Origin of the sequence: Intestinibacter sp. (assembly GCF_022780145.1) — a bacterium.
Lineage (GTDB): Bacteria > Bacillota > Clostridia > Peptostreptococcales > Peptostreptococcaceae > Intestinibacter.
This window is the reverse complement of record NZ_JALEXO010000155.1, coordinates 1-19636: the sequence shown is the minus strand read 5'-3', so window position 1 is coordinate 19636 and position 19636 is coordinate 1. Positions and strand designations below refer to the sequence as shown.

The window sequence follows — 19636 nt, the reverse complement described above, 5'->3', positions numbered from 1 at the left end:
ATACGTTCTTCTACAGGACGTTTGCTCTGATTCTCACGTTCATATTCTATAAAACCAGTTTCTTTTCCCATGTTTGTCCCCCCTTATACTGCTTGATATTCACTTATTAATTTCTTGTACATCTTAGGTATAACTCTTACTATGTTTAATTTTTCATTATCCCAATCGTCTAGTATTTGTTTTGCCTTTTTACTGTCAGTATATTCGTAGTGTTTTTGAATTAAATCTTTTACAACATTTTCATCTTCTGTATCTATTAAAGCTTCTACATCTGCACCTTTAACTGTTCCAGGATTTAATCTTGATTTAAGTTTATTTTTATTATCGTATACATAAACTGTTCCACCGCTCATACCTGCTGCAAAGTTTCTACCTGTTTCTCCTAATATAACTACTGTTCCACCAGTCATATATTCACATCCATGGTCTCCAACACCTTCTACTACAGCTGTTGCACCTGAATTTCTGACTGCAAATCTTTCACCAGCTTTACCATTAGCATAAAGTTCACCGCTAGTTGCTCCATATAAAACTGTATTTCCTATTATTATGTTTTCATCAGCTTTTATAGTACATTCTTCAGGTAGTTTTACTTTTATCTTAGCTCCAGAAAGACCTTTACCTACATAGTCATTACAATCTCCTGTTAGATTTATTGTTATACCCTTCATACCGAATGACATGAAACTTTGTCCTGTACTACCTGTTAAGTTTAAAGTTATAGTATCGTCTGGTAAACCTTCTGCTCCATAACGTTTAGCTACTTCACCACTTAACATAGTTCCTACTGTACGATTTATATTCTTAATCTTGAAGTCACCAGTTACTTTAGTTCCATTTTCTAAAGCATCTTTAGCAAATTCGATTAATTGTAAATCATATGCTTCGTCCATATGATGATCTTGATCCATTATTTTTCTACCAACAATTCTTTGTGGTAGGTTAGGTCTGTAAAGTATAGAAGAAAAATCTAAATCTTTAGTTTTTTCATTCTTTAGAAGTTCATTTATTTCTAATTTATCTACTCTACCTACCATCTCATCTATAGTTCTAAATCCAAGCTGAGCCATTATTTCTCTTACTTCTGTAGCTACAAATGTGAAGTAATTTATAACGTGTTCTACTTTACCTTTGAATTTCTTTCTAAGCTCTGGATTTTGTGTAGCAACACCCATTGGGCAAGTATTAGAGTGACATTTTCTCATCATCATGCATCCCATAACTACAAGTGGAGTAGTTGCAAATCCAAATTCTTCAGCTCCAAGTAAAGCAGCAATTACTACGTCTTTACCTGTTCTCATTTGCCCATCTACTTGTAATGTAACTCTACTTCTCAAGTTATTTAACATAAGAACTTGATGAGCTTCTGAAAGTCCAAGTTCCCATGGTGCTCCTGTGTATCTTATTGAAGTATAAGGAGCTGCACCTGTACCTCCATCATATCCTGATATTAGTATTAAATCAGCTTTTGCTTTTGCAACACCTGCTGCTACTGTACCTACACCAACTTCTGAAACTAATTTTACTGATATATTAGCTTCTGGATTTACACTCTTTAAGTCGTGTATTAATTGTTCTAGGTCTTCTATTGAATATATATCATGGTGTGGTGGTGGTGATATTAAATCTATTCCAGGAATAGCGTGACGAACTTGACCTATTTTTTCATTTACTTTTGGCCCTGGAAGACGTCCACCTTCACCAGGTTTTGCACCTTGAGCCATCTTTATTTGAAGTTCTTTTGCATTTACTAGATATTCAGCAGTTACACCGAATCTACCAGATGCAACTTGTTTTGTAGCACTCATTGTTATAGTCTTAAATCTCTTAGAATCTTCTCCACCTTCACCAGTATTTGAACGACCACCTAAAGTGTTCATAGCTGTTGCTAGTGTTTCATGAGCTTCTTTACTAAGTGAACCGAAACTCATCGCACCACTTACGAATCTTTTTACTATTTCTGAAACTGGTTCTACTTCTTCTATTGGTATACTTTCTGATTCTTTAAATTTAAGAAGACCACGAATAGTACATAATTCTTCTGATTGATCATCTATAGCTTTTGAGAAATCCTTAAATAACTTGTAGTCATTTTCTCTAACACTCTTTTGTAGAGTAGTTATTGTATAAGGATTAAACATGTGCTTTTCTTCATTTCTTCTGTAGTTGTATTTTCCACCAAGTTCCAATGTATCTATTGGATTTCTAAGCTTGTTATAAGCTCTTTCGTGTCTTGTTAAAGTTTCTTTAGCAATTGTATCAAGTCCTATACCTTCTATTCTTGTAGGTGTTCCTGTGAAGTATTTATCTATTACATCACTATTTATACCTATACATTCAAATATTTGCGCACTTCTGTAGCTTTGTATAGTAGATATACCCATCTTAGAAATTATCTTTAATAATCCTTTGCATATTGCTTGTCTATAGTTTTCTTTTAATTCTTCCTTAGATTTATTTCCAACGTATAATTGCTTCTTAGCTAATTGGTCTATAGTTTCATAAGCTAAGTAAGGATTGATTGCAGTTGCACCATATCCTATTAATAAAGCAAAATGCATTACTTCTTTTGCTTCACCTGTTTCTAGAATTATATTTACGTTAGTTCTCAATTTATTTTTTATTAGATAGTGTTGTAGAGCACTAGTAGCTAATAATGCAGGTATTGGAGCTTGTTGTTTATTTATGTTTCTATCAGATAAAATTATTATATTATAGCCTTCTAATATCGCATCTTTTGCTCTTTGACATAGTAAATCAAGCGCTTCAACTAAATCTTTTCCTGTACCTGGTGCCCTAAATAACATAGGTATCTTAACTGCTCTTAAACTTTGATTATTTATCTTACTGATTTTTTCCAAATCAACATCAGATAATATAGGATTATCTAATTGTATAAATGTATAATCTTTTTTATCGTTATCAAGTAAATTAGCCTTTTGTCCAATTATAGTAACTAAACTCATTATAGACTCTTCTCTTATTGGGTCTATAGGCGGATTTGTTACTTGGGCAAACAATTGTTTGAAATAGTTATAAAGCAATTGTGGCTTTTTAGATAAAACTGCAAGTGGAGTATCATCTCCCATAGAGCCTTGAGGCTCTCTTCCATCTCTAGCCATTTGTGCTAAAACTATTTTCATATCTTCATATGTATATCCAAAGGCTTGTTGTCTTTGTAGTAAAGTATCCTCATCACCTTTTGGTATGTATGAAGGTTTTGGAATCATATCCATAGTTAATTTATTTCTTTCAAGCCAAGATTCATAATCATATACTTCAAATAATTCTTTTTTGACTTCTTCATCTGGAATTATTCTTCCTTGTTCCAAATCAAGCATGAATATCTTACCTGGTTCTAGACGTCCACTATATTCTACGTTTGCTGGATCTGTTTCTAATACACCAGTTTCTGATGCTAATACTACAAATCCATCTTTAGTTATTGTATATCTAGATGGTCTAAGACCATTTCTATCTAATAATGCACCAAGTTGAACACCATTTGTAAATGCTATAGCTGCCGGTCCATCCCAAGGTTCCATTATTGTCGCATGGTAATTATAATAAGCTTTTTCTTTTGGATCCATAAGTTCATTTCCATACCAAGCTTGTGGTATAAGCATTGTCATTGCCTCAGTTAGAGATTTTCCTGTAGCTATCAAAAGTTCAAATGCATTATCAAGTGTTGCGGAGTCAGAACAGTTTGGAGTTAATATTGGGAATAATTCTTCCAAACCATCTTTAAATTTATCTGATTCTAAAACACCTTCTCTTGCATGCATCCAGTTTCTATTACCCATTATTGTATTTATTTCTCCATTATGAGCTAAATATCTAAATGGTTGTGCTAAGTCCCAAGTTGGGAATGTATTTGTTGAATAACGTTGATGTATTAACGCTAATGCAGATTTGAAATCTGGGTCTTTCAAATCTTTATAGAAACTTCCTATTTGTCTAGCTAATAATAAACCTTTGTATATTATTGTTCTGCTAGATAAACTTGGTATATAGAAATAACCTTTGTTGTGCATAGTTGAGTTTCTAACTTCTATTTCACATTTCTTTCTTACTATGAATAATTTTCTTTCAAATTCTTCTGTTGTATAATTTCCTCTATCTATAAATACTTGTTTTATTAAAGGTTCACTACCTTTTGCGATTTCACCGATGGCATTACGGTCTACTTCAACATCTCTCCATCCTAGAAGCTTTAATCCTTCTTTTGCTAATATAGTTTCAAAAATACCTTCACACTCTAAATCTTCATCAGATTCACGAGGTAAAAATACCATACCTACTGCATATTTTCCTTCATCTGGTAAATCTATCTTGTTTTCATTGCATTTTTTATTAAAAAACTCATGAGGTATTTGAATCATTATACCTGCACCGTCTCCAGTAGTTTCATCACACCCTGTTGCTCCTCTATGTGATAAATTTTGTAAAATTAATAATCCCTTCTCTACTATCTCGTGTGATTTTTCGCCCTTTATGCTGGCAATAAAACCTATACCACAATTATCTTTTTCAAATCTTGGATCGTACAATCCCTGTTTTTCTGGTAACCCGATATTTGGTACGCTTTGTTTTACTTCCATAATAGCTCCTCCTCTAAGTATATTGCATACATTTATATAAATAAATCTATCTCTCAATTTGATAATGTAGTATATATTATAATGAAGTTTTCAGAAAAATGCAATTTTTTAAAAAAATATTTCATTTTTATTTTTTAATATTTCATCTTTTTGTTTTATGTAAAATCAAATTTAGATGTAATTATTAATTTGGAAATATAGATTGTTTATGATGTATCGTAATATAAATACTTTTTTTATACTGCATTATTTCCTTTTTTTAATATAAATAAAGAAAACGTTATCATAAAAATTCATAATATCGATTTTTTATCAATCGATACAATAAGTTCGATAACTTCATAAAAATGCATAATTAATATTGACTTATTCATAATCTTTAAATAAATATAATTTTCTATGAATTATAAAAACCATAGATTAATAAAAAAATCATATCTATGGTTTTATTTTCAAATAAATTTATACAAAGTATCTATTGTAAATATGCTTTTTATAAGATCTATAAAGTAAAAATAACATCAAAACAATGCTTACAGAATAGCTAGTGTAAATAACCTTCATATCATAAAAATAATTAAGCAATACAGAACACCAAATTATTCTAAAAATACAATGGGCAAATAAAGATATTACCATAGGCTCAAAAGTTTTTTCGACGCCACGTAAGCTTCCTATATAAATTTGATTCATAGCATAAAACACGTATGAAGGAAAAACTATCCTTATACTATCAAGTCCCACCTTTATAACTTCACTGTCTGTAGTGAATAGCTTCAATATATACGGTGCAAATATATTTAAAACTATTATAAAGATAAGTGATATAAAAACGCTCAATTTTAAACTTATACCTATACCATCTTTTACTCTTTCATATTCTTTAGCACCAAAATTCTGTCCTACAAATCCAGTCACTGCCAATCCTAAAGAAAACAATGGGAAATATAAAAATCCTTCAATCTTCGCAAATACAGTCATTCCAGCCATAGCTTCAGCTCCGAAAGAATTTATACTAGATTGTATAATCAAAGATGATATACTCATAAAAATTGCTTGTAATCCGGCTGGTATTCCTACCAAAAATATATCTTTTGTATATCCTTTATAAATTTTAAGCCCTTTTAATTCCATTTTAAATTTTTGATCTAAACAAGTTAATTTCCATAAAACCAAAATAGTGGCTAAAATTTGAGAGAACAAGGTAGCAATAGCTGTACCCTTTACGCCCCATCTAAAGCTTACAACAAATAAAATATCTAATACTAGGTTCAACACACACGAAAACGCTAAAAAGTAAAGTGGATCCTTCGTATTACCAAGTGCCCTCAATATTGCAGTTCCTATATTATACAATAATTGAAATGTTATTCCTAAAAAACATATATTTAAATAATCTACTGCTAGATAATATACATTTTTTGGAGTTTGAAGCCAAATTATCATAGGTTTCATAAATATAAAACCTAAAATAGTAAATACCACTCCTAAAATAGTGCTAACTGCAAGAGATGTGGATATACTTTTTTTGAGCTTATCATATGTATGTGCTCCAAACTGATTTGCTATAACTGAACTTACACCTGTAGATAATCCTATAAAAAAATTCACTATAACAGATATTAAAAGTCCAGTAGAACCAATAGCAGCCAATGCATCTGTTCCAATATAATGTCCTATAATCGATGTATCTGCTATATTATAAAACTGTTGCAGAATCTGAGACAGAAGAATTGGTAAAGTAAATATTAATAATTGCTTTGAAATATTTCCACAAGTCATATCTATTTCGCACTTTGCTTGCATGTATATCACCTCATATTACCTAATAATTTTATTCTAGATAAAGAATATCATTATTATATAATATGAAGTATTGTCAAAAATTCATGTCAAAGGTATAACAAAAAACATATAACCCAATAACAAAATGTTATTAAATTATATGTTATCTTTTACGATATTCATTATGTATGAAACAAATTCTTCTCCCTCTTTATTTAAATATCTATTTTTATGCTTTATGTAACCAAAATTTAAATATTTCTCATACCCTCTAATCGGTATCATTCTTATTTCCTCGTTTTTATATGATCCCTTAAACCAACATCCTCCTATATTGCATAAATCTGAAGAATTTAATAGCTTGATCATAGCATGATCACTATTCGTTATAACTTGATAATCTAAATATGTATTGTTTTTTTCACTAGATATTGAACTGCTTAATATATCGTTTAAGGTAAAATAATCTTCCTCTAATTGAATAAACTTCAGATGTTTTAATTGATCTATTTCTACATATTCTGAATTATATATAGGGCTATTTTTTCCTGCAGATAAAATTATATCTGTTTTAGCTAACAAAACAAACTGTAGATTTTTTCTTTCTAGTAATTGTTTAAATGCTTTTGTCTTGTTCTTAGGAACAAATACAAAGCCAATTTGCACTTCTTCATTATCTACTGCATTTATAATTTTTTCTACTCCCCCTTCTATATATTTAAACTTGATATTTTCAAATTTTTTATCATTATAAAATTTTGAAAATAACTCAGACATCTTGCTGCTAGGATTTGTTGCTATGGAAAACAGCGATTCTCCCTTGTTTTTCTTAGAGTAATTTATTAATTCAACGTTTTTCAATATATTTTTCGCATATGCGTATATTCTTTCACCATCCTTTGAAAGTGCAACTCCCCTCGGAGTCCTTTCAAACAATTCCATACCTAAATATGATTCTAAAGATTTTATCATTTTACTTACATATGGCTGAGAAGTATATAATACCTCTGCTGCCTTACTCAAACTACCTTGCTCTGCACTTACTACAAAATACTGTAATTGATTTACATTTAACATATCTATACCTCTATTCTAAACATGAATTTATAAACTCAACAGATACATCCATTCTAACTGCTGTTTCTTCTATAGAAAGCCCACTTTGAATAAATCTTTTTACGACCATCTTTATATTTTCTCCAACTTCAATTACATGCATATCAGGATCATAAAAACGCACAACTCTCTGTCCCCAGCTATGTTCAATCAACTCATGAACAAATACAATATCTTTAAATTTATTTAGTTTTTCAATAAATTTATCCATATCATCCTCTTCAAAATATAGTTCCATCGAGTTATTTTTAAAAATAATCTGTTCTTCATTCTTATTTATAAACTGTTTCCATGTTTCAAGTGTTTGCAACACAACTCCACCAGTTAAAGTCACATTTGCCCCAAAGTCAGCTATAATATCTAATCCCAACACATCTTGATAAAACCTTTTCGATTTTTCTAAATCCGAAACAGCAATCAAGGTACTTGTAAATTTCAAATTTCATCACTCCTACTCTAATTCATAATTTTATCTTTTGTAATCTAAACGTACTAATTTCTTGCCATTAGGTAATTCACTTTCATTTATGTAAATCATATTATAATTTATACTTTGCATAGATTGTGTAAGTTCTTCTTCGCTCATTTGATGGTGAATTTGATCTAAATCTTTAAATACATCAAGATACGGTGAATCAGATACAAAAGTAGAATCCTGATTTATTTGGATTAAACAAGATACATAAGTTGGATTTACCTTTTTTATAACTCGTTTAAAATTATCATATCCTATATATTCAATCAATAAATTTGCAATTACTATATCTGCATTTGGAAAAACTGCATCTTCATCTTGCAAATCTATCTGAAGTGGACAAAATATATTATCTAAATTCGGATATCTCTTTTTACATTCATCTAAATAGTCCTTATTAATATCAATCCCATATACTTTTTCTATTTTATCAGCATTTATATGATTTAGCCCATTTCCACCAGCAATACCAAGTATCATGATATTAGGAGTATTATAACTATAAAATTGATCATACATTATATTATTCATAACTTGTAACTGTTTTACAGAGTCTAACTTCATATGATTTTCATAATCATCTAAATCTATATTGTTCCATGGATTTTCCTTCATACTGACCTCCTTTATATAACAAACTATTTTATAGGTTCATAATTTATCTTTGATTCTTCATCTGTAGCTTCTAATTTAAAAATAACTGGTCTTAATCCGTCATTACAACTACAAATTGCAACACCTGGCTTTCTTATCCAATCTCCATAATAAAACAATTCATTTCCAGCTCCATGTGATAAAGCAAATACATATTGATAAATAGCCTTCCATGCTTCATCACAAAGACCTTCAGGTTTTGCATAATCAGCATAAAAAACTTGTCCTTCCTTAAGCATAGGACATGCAGTTAATCCTTCAACTCCATATTCTGCAGCTAATTCCTTATCAAAATTTTTCTTTAATACTGTTATCTTTACTTTCTTCATTTTTCTCCCTCCATATAAAACTTATTTTCTTATATTATAACTATATTATGTTTCTAATTATAAAAACCAGCGTATCCTTGTATTATTATCACATATAAACCCTTCCCATTTTTTAATATTTAATACATCAATGATATCGCTTTCTTCTTTTGCAAGAAATAAATTTATAAAAGAGTCATATACACTTAAAAACGCAAAATCCAAGTTATTATCATATATCATTACTTCAGGATACTCTTCACATAATTTACATATTTCTATACAATTCGCTTCATTGACTTCTAGTGTTTTGTTTACATCTAAAATCGTATTTGAAAAACTAATTTTTTTAGCTCCTTTAGAAGTAAGAACATCCACAAAATCTTTAATTAAAAATATAGACAAATTATCTTCTATAGGATAGTATTCATCCTCATTTAAATTAATTTTATCAGCTAAAAACTGATTCCTATATTCTTCTTTTAAAGTAGCTATAGAAGTGACTAATCCCCATGCAAGCTCACTGTAATCCTTAAATTTACTTTTTTTCATAATTTCTTGCCAAGTAACAGGCTTTCCACATTGCTTAATTTGATCTAAAGTTGGAAATATATGCTCATATTCATATTTTCTATTGGACTTTGTCCAATTTAGTGGCATACTTATGAACGAGCTTAAAATTATAGCTACTGCTTTAAAAGGTTCCGGCAGTTGACTTTTAATTGGTTTATCATATTCAAACCATATATATTCCACTATTTCATCAAACCTCCTCAATTATTTAGTTAAAGTATATGTTTTAAATCACCTATAAACAAGTATTAATTTATATAAAAATAGAAACCTCAAGTACAACCTCAAGGTTTCTATAAGCCATAATATTAATTTTATAGGATCTTAATTTCAAAATTAATTAGAATAAAATAAATCTTATAAACAAGCTTTTAATACTTCTAATCCTTTGTTTATTTCGTCCATTGTTATCACAAGTGGAGGTAATAATCTAACTACATGTTCTCCAGCTGTTAAAACTAATAATCCTTTTTCTGCAGCTGCTTTTTCAACATCAGCAGATTTTCCTTTTATTTCAACACCTATCATTAGACCTTTTCCTCTGACTTCAACTATTTCATCTAATTTCCAAGATTTTATAGTATCCATTATATATTGACCTTTTTTAGCTACATCATCTAAAAATTCTGGTTTAGCTAATTCATCTAAAACCACATTTGCAGCTGCCATAGCTAATGCATTTCCACCAAATGTTGTACCATGATCTCCAGGAACTAAAACATTTGATACTTTTTCTCCTGCTAATATTCCACCAACTGGAATACCACCTGCTAATCCTTTAGCCATTGTAACTAGGTCTGGTTTTATATCGAAGTTTTGGAATCCAAATAATTTACCAGTTCTACCCATACCAGCTTGTACTTCATCGCATATTACTACGATGTCTTTTTCTTGGCATAGCTTAACTGCTTCTTCTATGAAATCTTTGTCTACTGGATAAACTCCACCTTCACCTTGAACTGCTTCAAATATAAATGCACATATAGTTTCATCCTTTAATGCTTCTTTAAATGCTTCTATATCGTTTTTATCTACATATTTGTATCCAGTTGGTAGTGGATAGAAATATTTATGGTAAGCTTCTTTACCAGTAGCCATCAATGATGCCATTGTTCTACCGTGGAAAGATTTATTTAAACTTAAAACAGTACCTCTATCTCCACCGTATTTTAAATCGCTGTATTTTCTAGCTATTTTCATAGCACCTTCATTTGCTTCTGTACCTGAATTGCAGAAGAATACTTTATCATATCCACTTAATTTTATTATTTTTTCCCCTGCATTTACTTGTGGTTCATTGAAGAATATATTTGAGCTGTGAAGTAATTTTGCAGCTTGTTCTTGTATAGCTTTAGTTAGCTCTGGATGACCGTATCCTAAAGCAGAAACACCTATACCACTAGAAAAATCTACATATTCTTTTCCATCTATATCTGTTACAGTAGCTCCTTGACCTTTATCTATAACAACAGGTATTTGAGCATAAGTTTTCATAAAATTGGCGTCCCATTTATCTTGTATTTTTTGAGTTTTTGGTGTTAATTCCATTTAAAACATCTCCCTTTTTTCAATATATTAATTATTATCCCTAAATTTTCTAAAATATTTTTTTATTAAACACTGTAAAAATTAATCTATTAAAGTTCCTACCCCTGCATCTGTAAATAATTCAGTTAGAAGTGAATGTCTCACTCTACCATCTAAGATGTGAACTTTTTTTACACCTTGATTTAATGCACTTATACAACTATTTATCTTTGGAATCATTCCACCTGTTATAACTCCATTTTCAAATAATATTGGTAAGTCTTCTTTATATACATGAGATATTAAACTATCATCCATTGAAGGCTCTTCTAATAGACCTGGTACATCTGTTAAAAGGATGTATTTTTCTGCCTTAAGTGCCCCTGCTATTGCAGAACCTGCTATATCCCCGTTTATATTGTAAACTTGACCATCTCTATCAGCTCCTATTGTAGCTATCATAGAAATATATCCAGCATCAAGGTTGTCTCTTATTATTTGTGGATTTACTTCAACTATTTTGCCTACATATCCTAAGTCTTCCTTTGTCGGTTCACAAACTAACATGTTTCCATCTATACCACAAAGACCTACTGCTTTTCCACCTCTTTGGTTTATTTTTGAAACTAATTCTTTGTTAACCTTTCCTGCAAGAACCATTTGTACAACTTCCATTGTATCCTCATCTGTGTATCTTAAACCATTTATAAATTCGCTTTGTATTTTTAATCTGTCTAGCATTTTATTTATTTCTGGTCCTCCACCATGAACCACAACTATGTTTATACCAACATAACTCATAAGAATTATGTCTTCCATAACAGATTCTTTTAATCTTTCGTTTTTCATTGCATTTCCACCATATTTAATTACCATAGTTTTTCCACTATGCTTTTCAATATATGGGAGCATTTCAATTAACATTTTTGCTTTGTCATCATTAAATTTCATAACTATTCATCCCCAATTTCGACTTTATATTTTAGTTATCTAACTTCTATAACTACCATTAATTCTAACATATTCGTACGTTAAATCACATCCCCAAGCGTTGGCTCTTTCGTCCCCCATTTGAAGATCTACTATTATAGTTACTTCATCATCTTCCAGTATACTTCTTGCTTTCTTTTCGTTAAATTGTAATGGTTCCCCATCTTTACAAACTTCTACATAGCCTTTTTTACTTTCAAATATTATGTCTATCTTGTTAGGATCAAACTCAGAGCCTTCACATCCTATAGCACATAATATTCTTCCCCAGTTTGCGTCTGCACCGAATACTGCTGCTTTGACCATAGTAGAAGTTATTACTGCCTTTGATAATCTAGCTGCAGTTTCTTCTGTTTTAGCTCCTTCTACAACACATTCTATAAGCTTTGTAGCTCCTTCTCCATCTCTAGCTACTAATTTAGCAAGCTCTGTACATATATAAACTAAAGCTTGTAAAAATGTATCGTAATTTCTGTCCTTTTCAGTTATTTTAGTATTTCCAGCTTTTCCATTTGCTAGAACTATAGCCATGTCATTTGTACTTGTTTGACCATCGACGCTTATTCTATTGAAGCTTTTGTTTGTAGCATATCTCAATGCTTCTTGTAATAAGCCTTGATCTATATCTATATCTGATGTTATGAAAGCTAACACTGTTCCCATATTCGGATGTATCATTCCTGAACCTTTAGCCATCCCACCTACGACAACTTTTTTGCCATCTATATCAATTGATACTGTTATTTCCTTTTTAATCATATCAGTTGTCATTATGCCTTCTCTAGCAGCCATATGGCCTCTTTTGCTAAGTTGACTAGCTAATTCACCGACATTAGCTTCTATTAAATCTATTTTTAATGGTTCTCCTATAACACCTGTAGATGCTACTAAAACATCTTCTGGCTTTAAATTCAATACTTCAGCTGTTGCATTTGCCATTCTGAAGGCATGATCTAATCCTTCTTTACCATTAAAAGTATTTGCATTTGCACTGTTTATAATTATTGCTTGTGCCTTTCCGTCTTGTATATGTTTACTTGTAACATATATCGGATTTGCTTTTATTTTATTTTGAGTGAAAACTGCAGCTGCATTACACATTGTATCTGAATATACAAGTGCAATATCCTTTTTTTCTACGTTTCTTCTAAGACCTACATGCATTCCAGATGCTGTAAATCCTTTAGCAGCTGTAACTCCACCTTTAATGATTTCCATCAATGTTCTTGTCCTCCTTGTGTTTATTTATTAAAAGGCTGTTGCCATTGTGCTTAGACCTTCACATTCATCAAATCCAAGCATTAAGTTCATATTTTGTATAGCTTGTCCAGCTGAACCCTTAACCATATTATCTATTGTTGAACAAATAATTATTTTTGATTTATTTTCATGTACAGATATAGCACATTTATTTGATAATCTAACATGTTTTACTGTTGCTACTTGTCCTAATGGTAACACATCTACAAATGGTTTATCCTTGTAAAAATCAGCCAATTCATTTTGTATCTTTTCTACTGTAACACCTTCAGCCTTTTCACAGTAAATAGTTGATAATATTCCTCTATTCATTGGTGATAATATTGGAGTAAATACTATTTCTACTGGTTCACCAGCTGCATCAGTTAAATTTTGTTCGATTTCTGGAGTATGTCTGTGGTTTCCTATTTTGTAAGGAGCCATATTTTCGTTTATTTCTGGATAATGGCTAAGTAATGTAAGTCCTCTACCAGCTCCAGTTACTCCTGATTTTGAATCAGCTACTATACCATCTTTTTTTATTAATTTAGATTTTAATAATGGCATAAGAGGTAATGATATACTAGTTACATAACAGCCTGGATTAGCTACAATTCTTGCATTTTTTATTTCGTCTTTATAATGTTCACAAAGACCATAGGCAGCCTCTTCATGTAATTTTTTATCTATGAAAGATACATTATACCATTCTTTATAGATTTCTTCATCCTTTAATCTAAAATCTGCACCTAAATCTACAACTTTTTTTCCTTCTTCAACTGCTTGTTGTACAAATTCTTGGCTAACTCCATGTGGCAAAGCTGTAAATATAAAATCACTGTTTTTTATTACATCCTCATTATTCATACATTTCATATCGTTTCCTATACCTACACTTGGATAAACTTCTGTTATGCTTTTATCTACAAAAGAGTTTGATCCTATAGCTGATACTTCCGCATGTGGGTGAGCATTTAATAATCTTATTAATTCTACTCCTACATATCCTGTTGCTCCTATTATTCCTACTTTTACTTTACTCATTTTATTCAAATCCCCTTTATCGTTTTTTACAAATTATTTTTATCAAAAAAGCCCCTTGAAATTTATTCAAGAGGCGAAATTCCGCGGTACCACTCTCATTGATAAGTTTCCTAAATCAAATTCATGCGTACTAAATTAATATATTAAAAAAGTCCCTTGGTTAAAAAACCAAGAGACGAATATTCCGCGTTACCACTCTTATTGATAAGAAACTTATCCACTCTACTCTTTTAAGGCAAGATTACCTGTCTCCCTACTAAAATTCTGGAGACATTCTCCAAAGCTCTTTTCACTATAAGTATCCTTACTTGGCTTCCACCATCCCAAGCTCTCTATAAATTCAGCTTACGTTACTCTCTTTATCATCGAATCTATATTATTTATATTTTAAATAGTCATATTACTAAGTTATATATATAAAATAATATAGAACTTTTAAAATTATGTCAATAAATTATTTTTATTTTATGAATTAAATTTTTTCTTTAAGTTCATCTATTGATAAATCGATTAATGCTTTAATTTTATTTCTTCTTTCCTTTATATCTTTATTTTCTTCGATTATTTTTTTTCGTGCTAATCCTAAAAGCTCTATGTACTCTTCATATGACTCGTCGTATTTTTCTTCTAATTCTCGTTTTATCTTCGCTGATAGCGAAGGACTGTTGCCACCTGTAGATACACTTAAAAGCAATTCTCCTCGTTTCACATATGATGGAACTGTAAAATTAGAAAGCTCTTTGTCGTCTACTACATTGACTAGCTTTCCGTTTTGATTGCAATAAACTCCGATTTCATGATTTATCTGTTTATTGTTAGTTGCTGCGACTACTACAAAAGAATCCTCTATGTATTTTTCATCGTATTTATCGTAAATCATTTCTATTTTTTCTTTTATTTCTTCAAATTCTTCTATAAATTCATTTGATACTACTGTCACTGTTTTATTAAAGTTTAAGAAATTAGTCGCCTTTCTATACGCGATCTTTCCTCCACCTATTATTGTTATTTTCATTTTATCTATGTTTAAATTTATTGGATAAAGCATTTTTCAATCTCTCTTTTCGTACTTATTACTCATTATTTTTACTATTTGTCTCGTTTATTGTCCCATTTGTCCCGTTTATTGTCTCGTTTATTGTCCCATTTGTCTCGTTTATTATACTATTTACTATTTTTATTGTCTAAATAATAATAAGAACCTCTACCTTTTCCTGTTAATTTAACACCCTCTCTTTCTAATTCCTTCATTAATCTAATAACTTTTTTAGAATTAAAGCTAGTAATTTGCCTTATTTCAGAATTAGTTAGCTTATCTCTGTCTTTTAAAGTTGATAGTATTATAGCTTTAGCACTCATATCATCTAAATCTCTATCTCTATAATATTTTGTACTTTCACCTAATAAATCATACGCTTTATATGACATCATATATTTTTTATTTCTTGTATTACCATTTGATTCAATTACTTCTATTTGATTTTCCATATAACTTAAAACATCCCTCGCTTGCTCAATTCCTCTTTGTGTTATTCTACTAGCTTCAGATAAATTAATTTCCCTATGTTTCATTAAATAATTCAATATAATCAAATGATCTACATCTAGTATATGATTATTTTTTTTTATATTGTTTAAAAGATTTAAAAATTCAACAGAAACATTTGAAGCATTAATTATTAATTCTACAGATTTTCCAATTTCTCTATACTGAGGCGGTTCTTTACCTTCTGATAATAATGATTTATAAATTCTTGGTACTCCTAAATTACTTCTATTTACTAATTTTAATTTATCCATTAAATCAGCTAAATGTGGATTCCTTGTTTTAGATGGATGGTGTAATATATTATTAGGAGTTATTCCTCCTATAAAAGTTCCTGGATTACTGATTTCAATTCTATTAGTATATTGTTTAACTAACGTACTTCCAGAAATTCTAAAATCCCTATGTAAAAATGAATTTAATATTCCTTCCCTAAGTGCAATTTGCGGATATCTATGAATCTCAGGATGAACAAATCCAACTTGAATTGTTGTTATTGGATTATCTGTATTTACATATTTCTCAATATCGCATAAACCAATTGGTATTGCAGTTTTTCCTCCATCTTTTACACTATAATCAGTATCACTTAACATCTTTCTATAATCCCAATTATAATATGGTATATATTTTTGTATATACTGTTCTTTTCCAACTAACAGTAATGCACCTTTCGTAATTTTATTATCTCTTAAAGCTCCTATAGATATTAATAAATCTTCGTCATTCATTTCTTTTAATTCTTCTGCTGCTCTTTCTTTTTCCATTATATCTCTAACTTTTTCCATTGCACTAGGCGATATTAACTTTTTATAATTTTCATCTATTAATTCTGCTGTAAAATCACTTTCTCCTGATTCAGTAATTATTTTTCCTCTTAATGAACCAGTTAATGGAACCGAAGACTTTCCTACTCTTATTTTTGCAGATCCATTTGTTTCTGTATATGGAGGATTACCAGGAAGTATATTTACAACAAGAATTTTCCCTGTTCCATATTTTACATCTACAATTTCTATTTGTGGTGTTATATGAGGATCTGTTCTTTCAAATACTCTTTGCATTATATCAAAATGATTTATATTTTGTGGAACTCCAATTATTACATTATTTTTTCCTAATTTTTTATCTTTTATTCCAACAACAATGCTTCCGCCTCCCCCATTTGCCATAGATACACAGCCTTCAACAATTATATCTATTGGGGCTTTATAATTTTTTTTTCATCTGCATTATTTGATACCCATTCTTTAAAATCTAAATCTTGACCTTCAAATTCATCAGCAATTCTTTCATCTAATTGCTCTAATATATTTAAAATCTCTTTTATTGTTTTCATTACTGTGCCTCCTTTCTAATTGGACTTCTAATAAATTATTTTACCCACAACATCTTAATATCCTTTTTTATAAATAAATTTTTTATATAAATAAAATTAAGTTTCATAATTATAACTTCAATAACTCTATTATTATAACAATAAAAACAATTCTGCGTAAAATAACTTTTTACAAATTATAAAAGGCTATTACAAAATAGTTATCTACTTCGTAATAGCCTTTTTAGTATTCTAATTTAAATAATTTTTTTCAATCTTAATTTGTTACTAGATAGGAAGCTTTCTTCCTTCTTTTTTCCATTGTTTAAACTCAGCTGTTGCTGTTAATAAAGCATCTGTTGAAGAGTTAAGTCCTGTTTCACAAGAGTCTTGGATAACCCCTATTATGAATCCTATACCAACTACTTGCATTGCTATATCACTTGATATACCGAATAAACTACAAGCTAATGGTATAAGTAGTAAAGATCCACCAGCTACCCCAGAAGCACCGCATGCTGAAACTGCTGAAAGTAAACTAAGAATTAAAGCTGTTGGAATATCTACTGGTATTCCTAAAGTATGTACAGTTGCTAAAGATAATACTGATATTGTAACTGCTGCACCACCCATGTTTATAGTAGCACCTAAAGGAATTGATACTGAATAGTTATCTTCATTTAATCCTAAGTTTTTACATAATTCCATGTTAACTGGTATATTTGCTGCTGAACTACGAGTACAAAATGCTGTTATACCACTATCTTTTAAGCATTTAAATACTAATGGATATGGATTTTGTTTTATGTTTAAGAATACTATTAATGGATTTACTACTAATGCAACGAATACCATACATCCTAATAATAAAGCAAGTAGTTTACCATAGTCTACGAATATTGACATACCACTTGTTGATATAGAAGTATACATTAATCCCATTATACCAAATGGAGCAAAGCTTATAACCCATCTTACTGCTTGTGTTACTGCTTCTGAAACATCTGCTAATAATGCTTTAGTTTTGTCTGAAGCTTTTCTTAAAGCTAAACCAAATATGCAAGCCCAAGCTAATATACCTATATAGTTAGCTTCTACTATTGATTTAACTGGGTTACTAACTACATTTAATAATAAAGTTTTTAATACTTCACCTATTCCACCAGGTGCTGTTGCTCCTTCTGCTGCTGCTGCTGCTCCTAAATTAACTGTAACTGGGAATATGAAGCTTCCTACAACTGCTACTAAAGCAGCTGCAAAAGTAGCTATTAAATATAAACCTATAACTGTACCCATATTACTTTTTTGACCATCTTTATGTTGTGCTAATGATCCCATAACTAAGAAAAATACCAATACTGGAGCTACAGCCTTTAATGCTCCAACAAATAATTCCCCTAAAAGTCCTATAACTGTAGCTTGCTTAGCAACTACACCTAATATAGCACCAATTACTAAACCGCAAAGAATACGTTTTACTAAACTAATGCTATTCCATTTTTCTATAATGCCTTTCATGTACCTTTAATCCCCCTTGCATATTTTATACACATTTAGTATGAAGAAATCCTTTTCACGTTCCTTATTTTATCGTACTATTCCTTCATATCTATCAAATACTATACAATATTTCCCTTTTATTTACCATAACAAAATAAAAAGTTCTAATTTTCCAATATATATGTATTTTTAATTTATTTTAAATTTTTAGTAAATTAATTTTTTTATATTTCTTATTATCAATTTTTATCTAATTTATCGTTACAATCTTAGCAATTCCAATCAATTACATAAAAAAACTCTTCCTTTTCGAAATTTTTTATAGGAAGAGTTTCACCAACTTTTTTATATTTTTTATTATAAAAAATTTATAAGTAAAATTTTATTTTTTAGTCAATTATCTTAGCTAAGTCCTTTGCAAAGTAAGTAATTATTATTGTAGCCCCAGCTCTCTTTATAGACATTACAGCCTCATAAATAGCAGATTCATTTAATAGACCTTTTTTAACTGCTTCTTTTAGCATAGAATATTCTCCACTTACATTATAAGCAGCTATTGGTAAATCATAATTATCCTTAAATCTTCTTATTATATCTAAATAAGAAAGCGCTGGTTTTACCATTATTATATCTGCACCTTCTTCTATATCTAAGTCTGCTTCTATCATAGCTTCATTAGAGTTCGCTGGATCCATTTGATATGTTTTTCTGTCACCGAATGCTGGTGCTGAATTTGCAGCATCTCTGAATGGTCCATAGAATGCTGATGCGTATTTTGCACTATATGCCATTATAGCTACAGTTTCAAATCCATTTTCATCTAATGCATTTCTAAGTGCACCTATTCTTCCATCCATCATATCAGAAGGCGCCACCATATCTGCACCTGCTTTAGCATAGCTTACTGCTATTTTTGATAAATATTCTAATGTCTTGTCATTATCTACATATCCGTCTTCT

At 30.0% G+C, this 19636-nt stretch carries 16 protein-coding genes and 1 other annotated feature; all 16 genes read right to left on the bottom strand.

What is annotated here, in order from left to right; translation table 11 throughout:
• Positions 1 to 83: 83 nt before the first annotated feature.
• Entirely contained in the window at positions 84 to 4601 is a 4518-nt protein-coding gene (gene gltB / locus MR593_RS06155) for a glutamate synthase large subunit (RefSeq protein ID WP_290690892.1), read from the bottom strand.
• A gap of 462 nt (positions 4602 to 5063) precedes the next feature.
• Positions 5064 to 6407, bottom strand: coding sequence for an MATE family efflux transporter (locus tag MR593_RS06150; RefSeq protein ID WP_290690890.1), 1344 nt, complete (start codon positions 6405 to 6407; stop codon positions 5064 to 5066).
• Positions 6408 to 6542: 135 nt separating this feature from the next.
• Complete coding sequence (locus tag MR593_RS06145) at positions 6543 to 7463, bottom strand: LysR family transcriptional regulator (RefSeq protein ID WP_290690889.1); 921 nt, start codon at positions 7461 to 7463, stop codon at positions 6543 to 6545.
• A 10-nt stretch (positions 7464 to 7473) separates the two neighbouring features.
• Positions 7474 to 7941, bottom strand: coding sequence for a VOC family protein (locus tag MR593_RS06140; protein ID WP_290690886.1), 468 nt, complete (start codon positions 7939 to 7941; stop codon positions 7474 to 7476).
• 30 nt (positions 7942 to 7971) lie between these two features.
• Complete coding sequence (locus tag MR593_RS06135; protein ID WP_290690884.1) at positions 7972 to 8592, bottom strand: class I SAM-dependent methyltransferase; 621 nt, start codon at positions 8590 to 8592, stop codon at positions 7972 to 7974.
• A gap of 23 nt (positions 8593 to 8615) precedes the next feature.
• A complete protein-coding gene (locus tag MR593_RS06130) occupies positions 8616 to 8960 on the bottom strand; it encodes a TIGR04076 family protein (protein WP_290690882.1) in 345 nt (114 codons plus the stop codon).
• A 57-nt stretch (positions 8961 to 9017) separates the two neighbouring features.
• A complete protein-coding gene (locus tag MR593_RS06125) occupies positions 9018 to 9695 on the bottom strand; it encodes a DUF2711 family protein (RefSeq protein ID WP_290690880.1) in 678 nt (225 codons plus the stop codon).
• Positions 9696 to 9869: 174 nt separating this feature from the next.
• The gene (locus MR593_RS06120; RefSeq protein WP_290690878.1) at positions 9870 to 11060 is read right to left on the bottom strand and encodes an aspartate aminotransferase family protein; all 1191 of its coding nucleotides are present in this window, start codon (positions 11058 to 11060) and stop codon (positions 9870 to 9872) included.
• A gap of 81 nt (positions 11061 to 11141) precedes the next feature.
• Positions 11142 to 11990, bottom strand: a complete 849-nt coding sequence (argB, locus tag MR593_RS06115) for an acetylglutamate kinase (RefSeq protein ID WP_290690876.1) — start codon at positions 11988 to 11990, stop codon at positions 11142 to 11144.
• A 39-nt stretch (positions 11991 to 12029) separates the two neighbouring features.
• Positions 12030 to 13247 (bottom strand): bifunctional ornithine acetyltransferase/N-acetylglutamate synthase, encoded by a 1218-nt coding sequence (argJ, locus tag MR593_RS06110; protein WP_290690874.1) that lies wholly within the window; start codon positions 13245 to 13247, stop codon positions 12030 to 12032.
• A gap of 30 nt (positions 13248 to 13277) precedes the next feature.
• The gene (argC, locus tag MR593_RS06105; protein WP_290690872.1) at positions 13278 to 14312 is read right to left on the bottom strand and encodes an N-acetyl-gamma-glutamyl-phosphate reductase; all 1035 of its coding nucleotides are present in this window, start codon (positions 14310 to 14312) and stop codon (positions 13278 to 13280) included.
• Positions 14313 to 14480: 168 nt separating this feature from the next.
• Positions 14481 to 14687, bottom strand: a binding site (T-box leader).
• Between the two features lie 97 nt (positions 14688 to 14784).
• On the bottom strand, positions 14785 to 15360 hold the full coding sequence (locus MR593_RS06100) for a precorrin-2 dehydrogenase/sirohydrochlorin ferrochelatase family protein (protein ID WP_290690870.1): 576 nt from the start codon (positions 15358 to 15360) through the stop codon (positions 14785 to 14787).
• A gap of 116 nt (positions 15361 to 15476) precedes the next feature.
• Positions 15477 to 17030: an ATP-binding protein gene (locus MR593_RS06095; protein WP_290690869.1), complete on the bottom strand. Its 1554-nt coding sequence runs from the start codon at positions 17028 to 17030 to the stop codon at positions 15477 to 15479.
• Between the two features lie 26 nt (positions 17031 to 17056).
• The gene (locus tag MR593_RS06090; RefSeq protein WP_290690868.1) at positions 17057 to 17197 is read right to left on the bottom strand and encodes a hypothetical protein; all 141 of its coding nucleotides are present in this window, start codon (positions 17195 to 17197) and stop codon (positions 17057 to 17059) included.
• Between the two features lie 267 nt (positions 17198 to 17464).
• Complete coding sequence (gene sstT / locus MR593_RS06085; protein WP_290690866.1) at positions 17465 to 18694, bottom strand: serine/threonine transporter SstT; 1230 nt, start codon at positions 18692 to 18694, stop codon at positions 17465 to 17467.
• Between the two features lie 371 nt (positions 18695 to 19065).
• Positions 19066 to 19636: porphobilinogen synthase (gene hemB / locus MR593_RS06080; RefSeq protein WP_290690864.1), on the bottom strand; the 571-nt coding region annotated here is incomplete at its 5' end.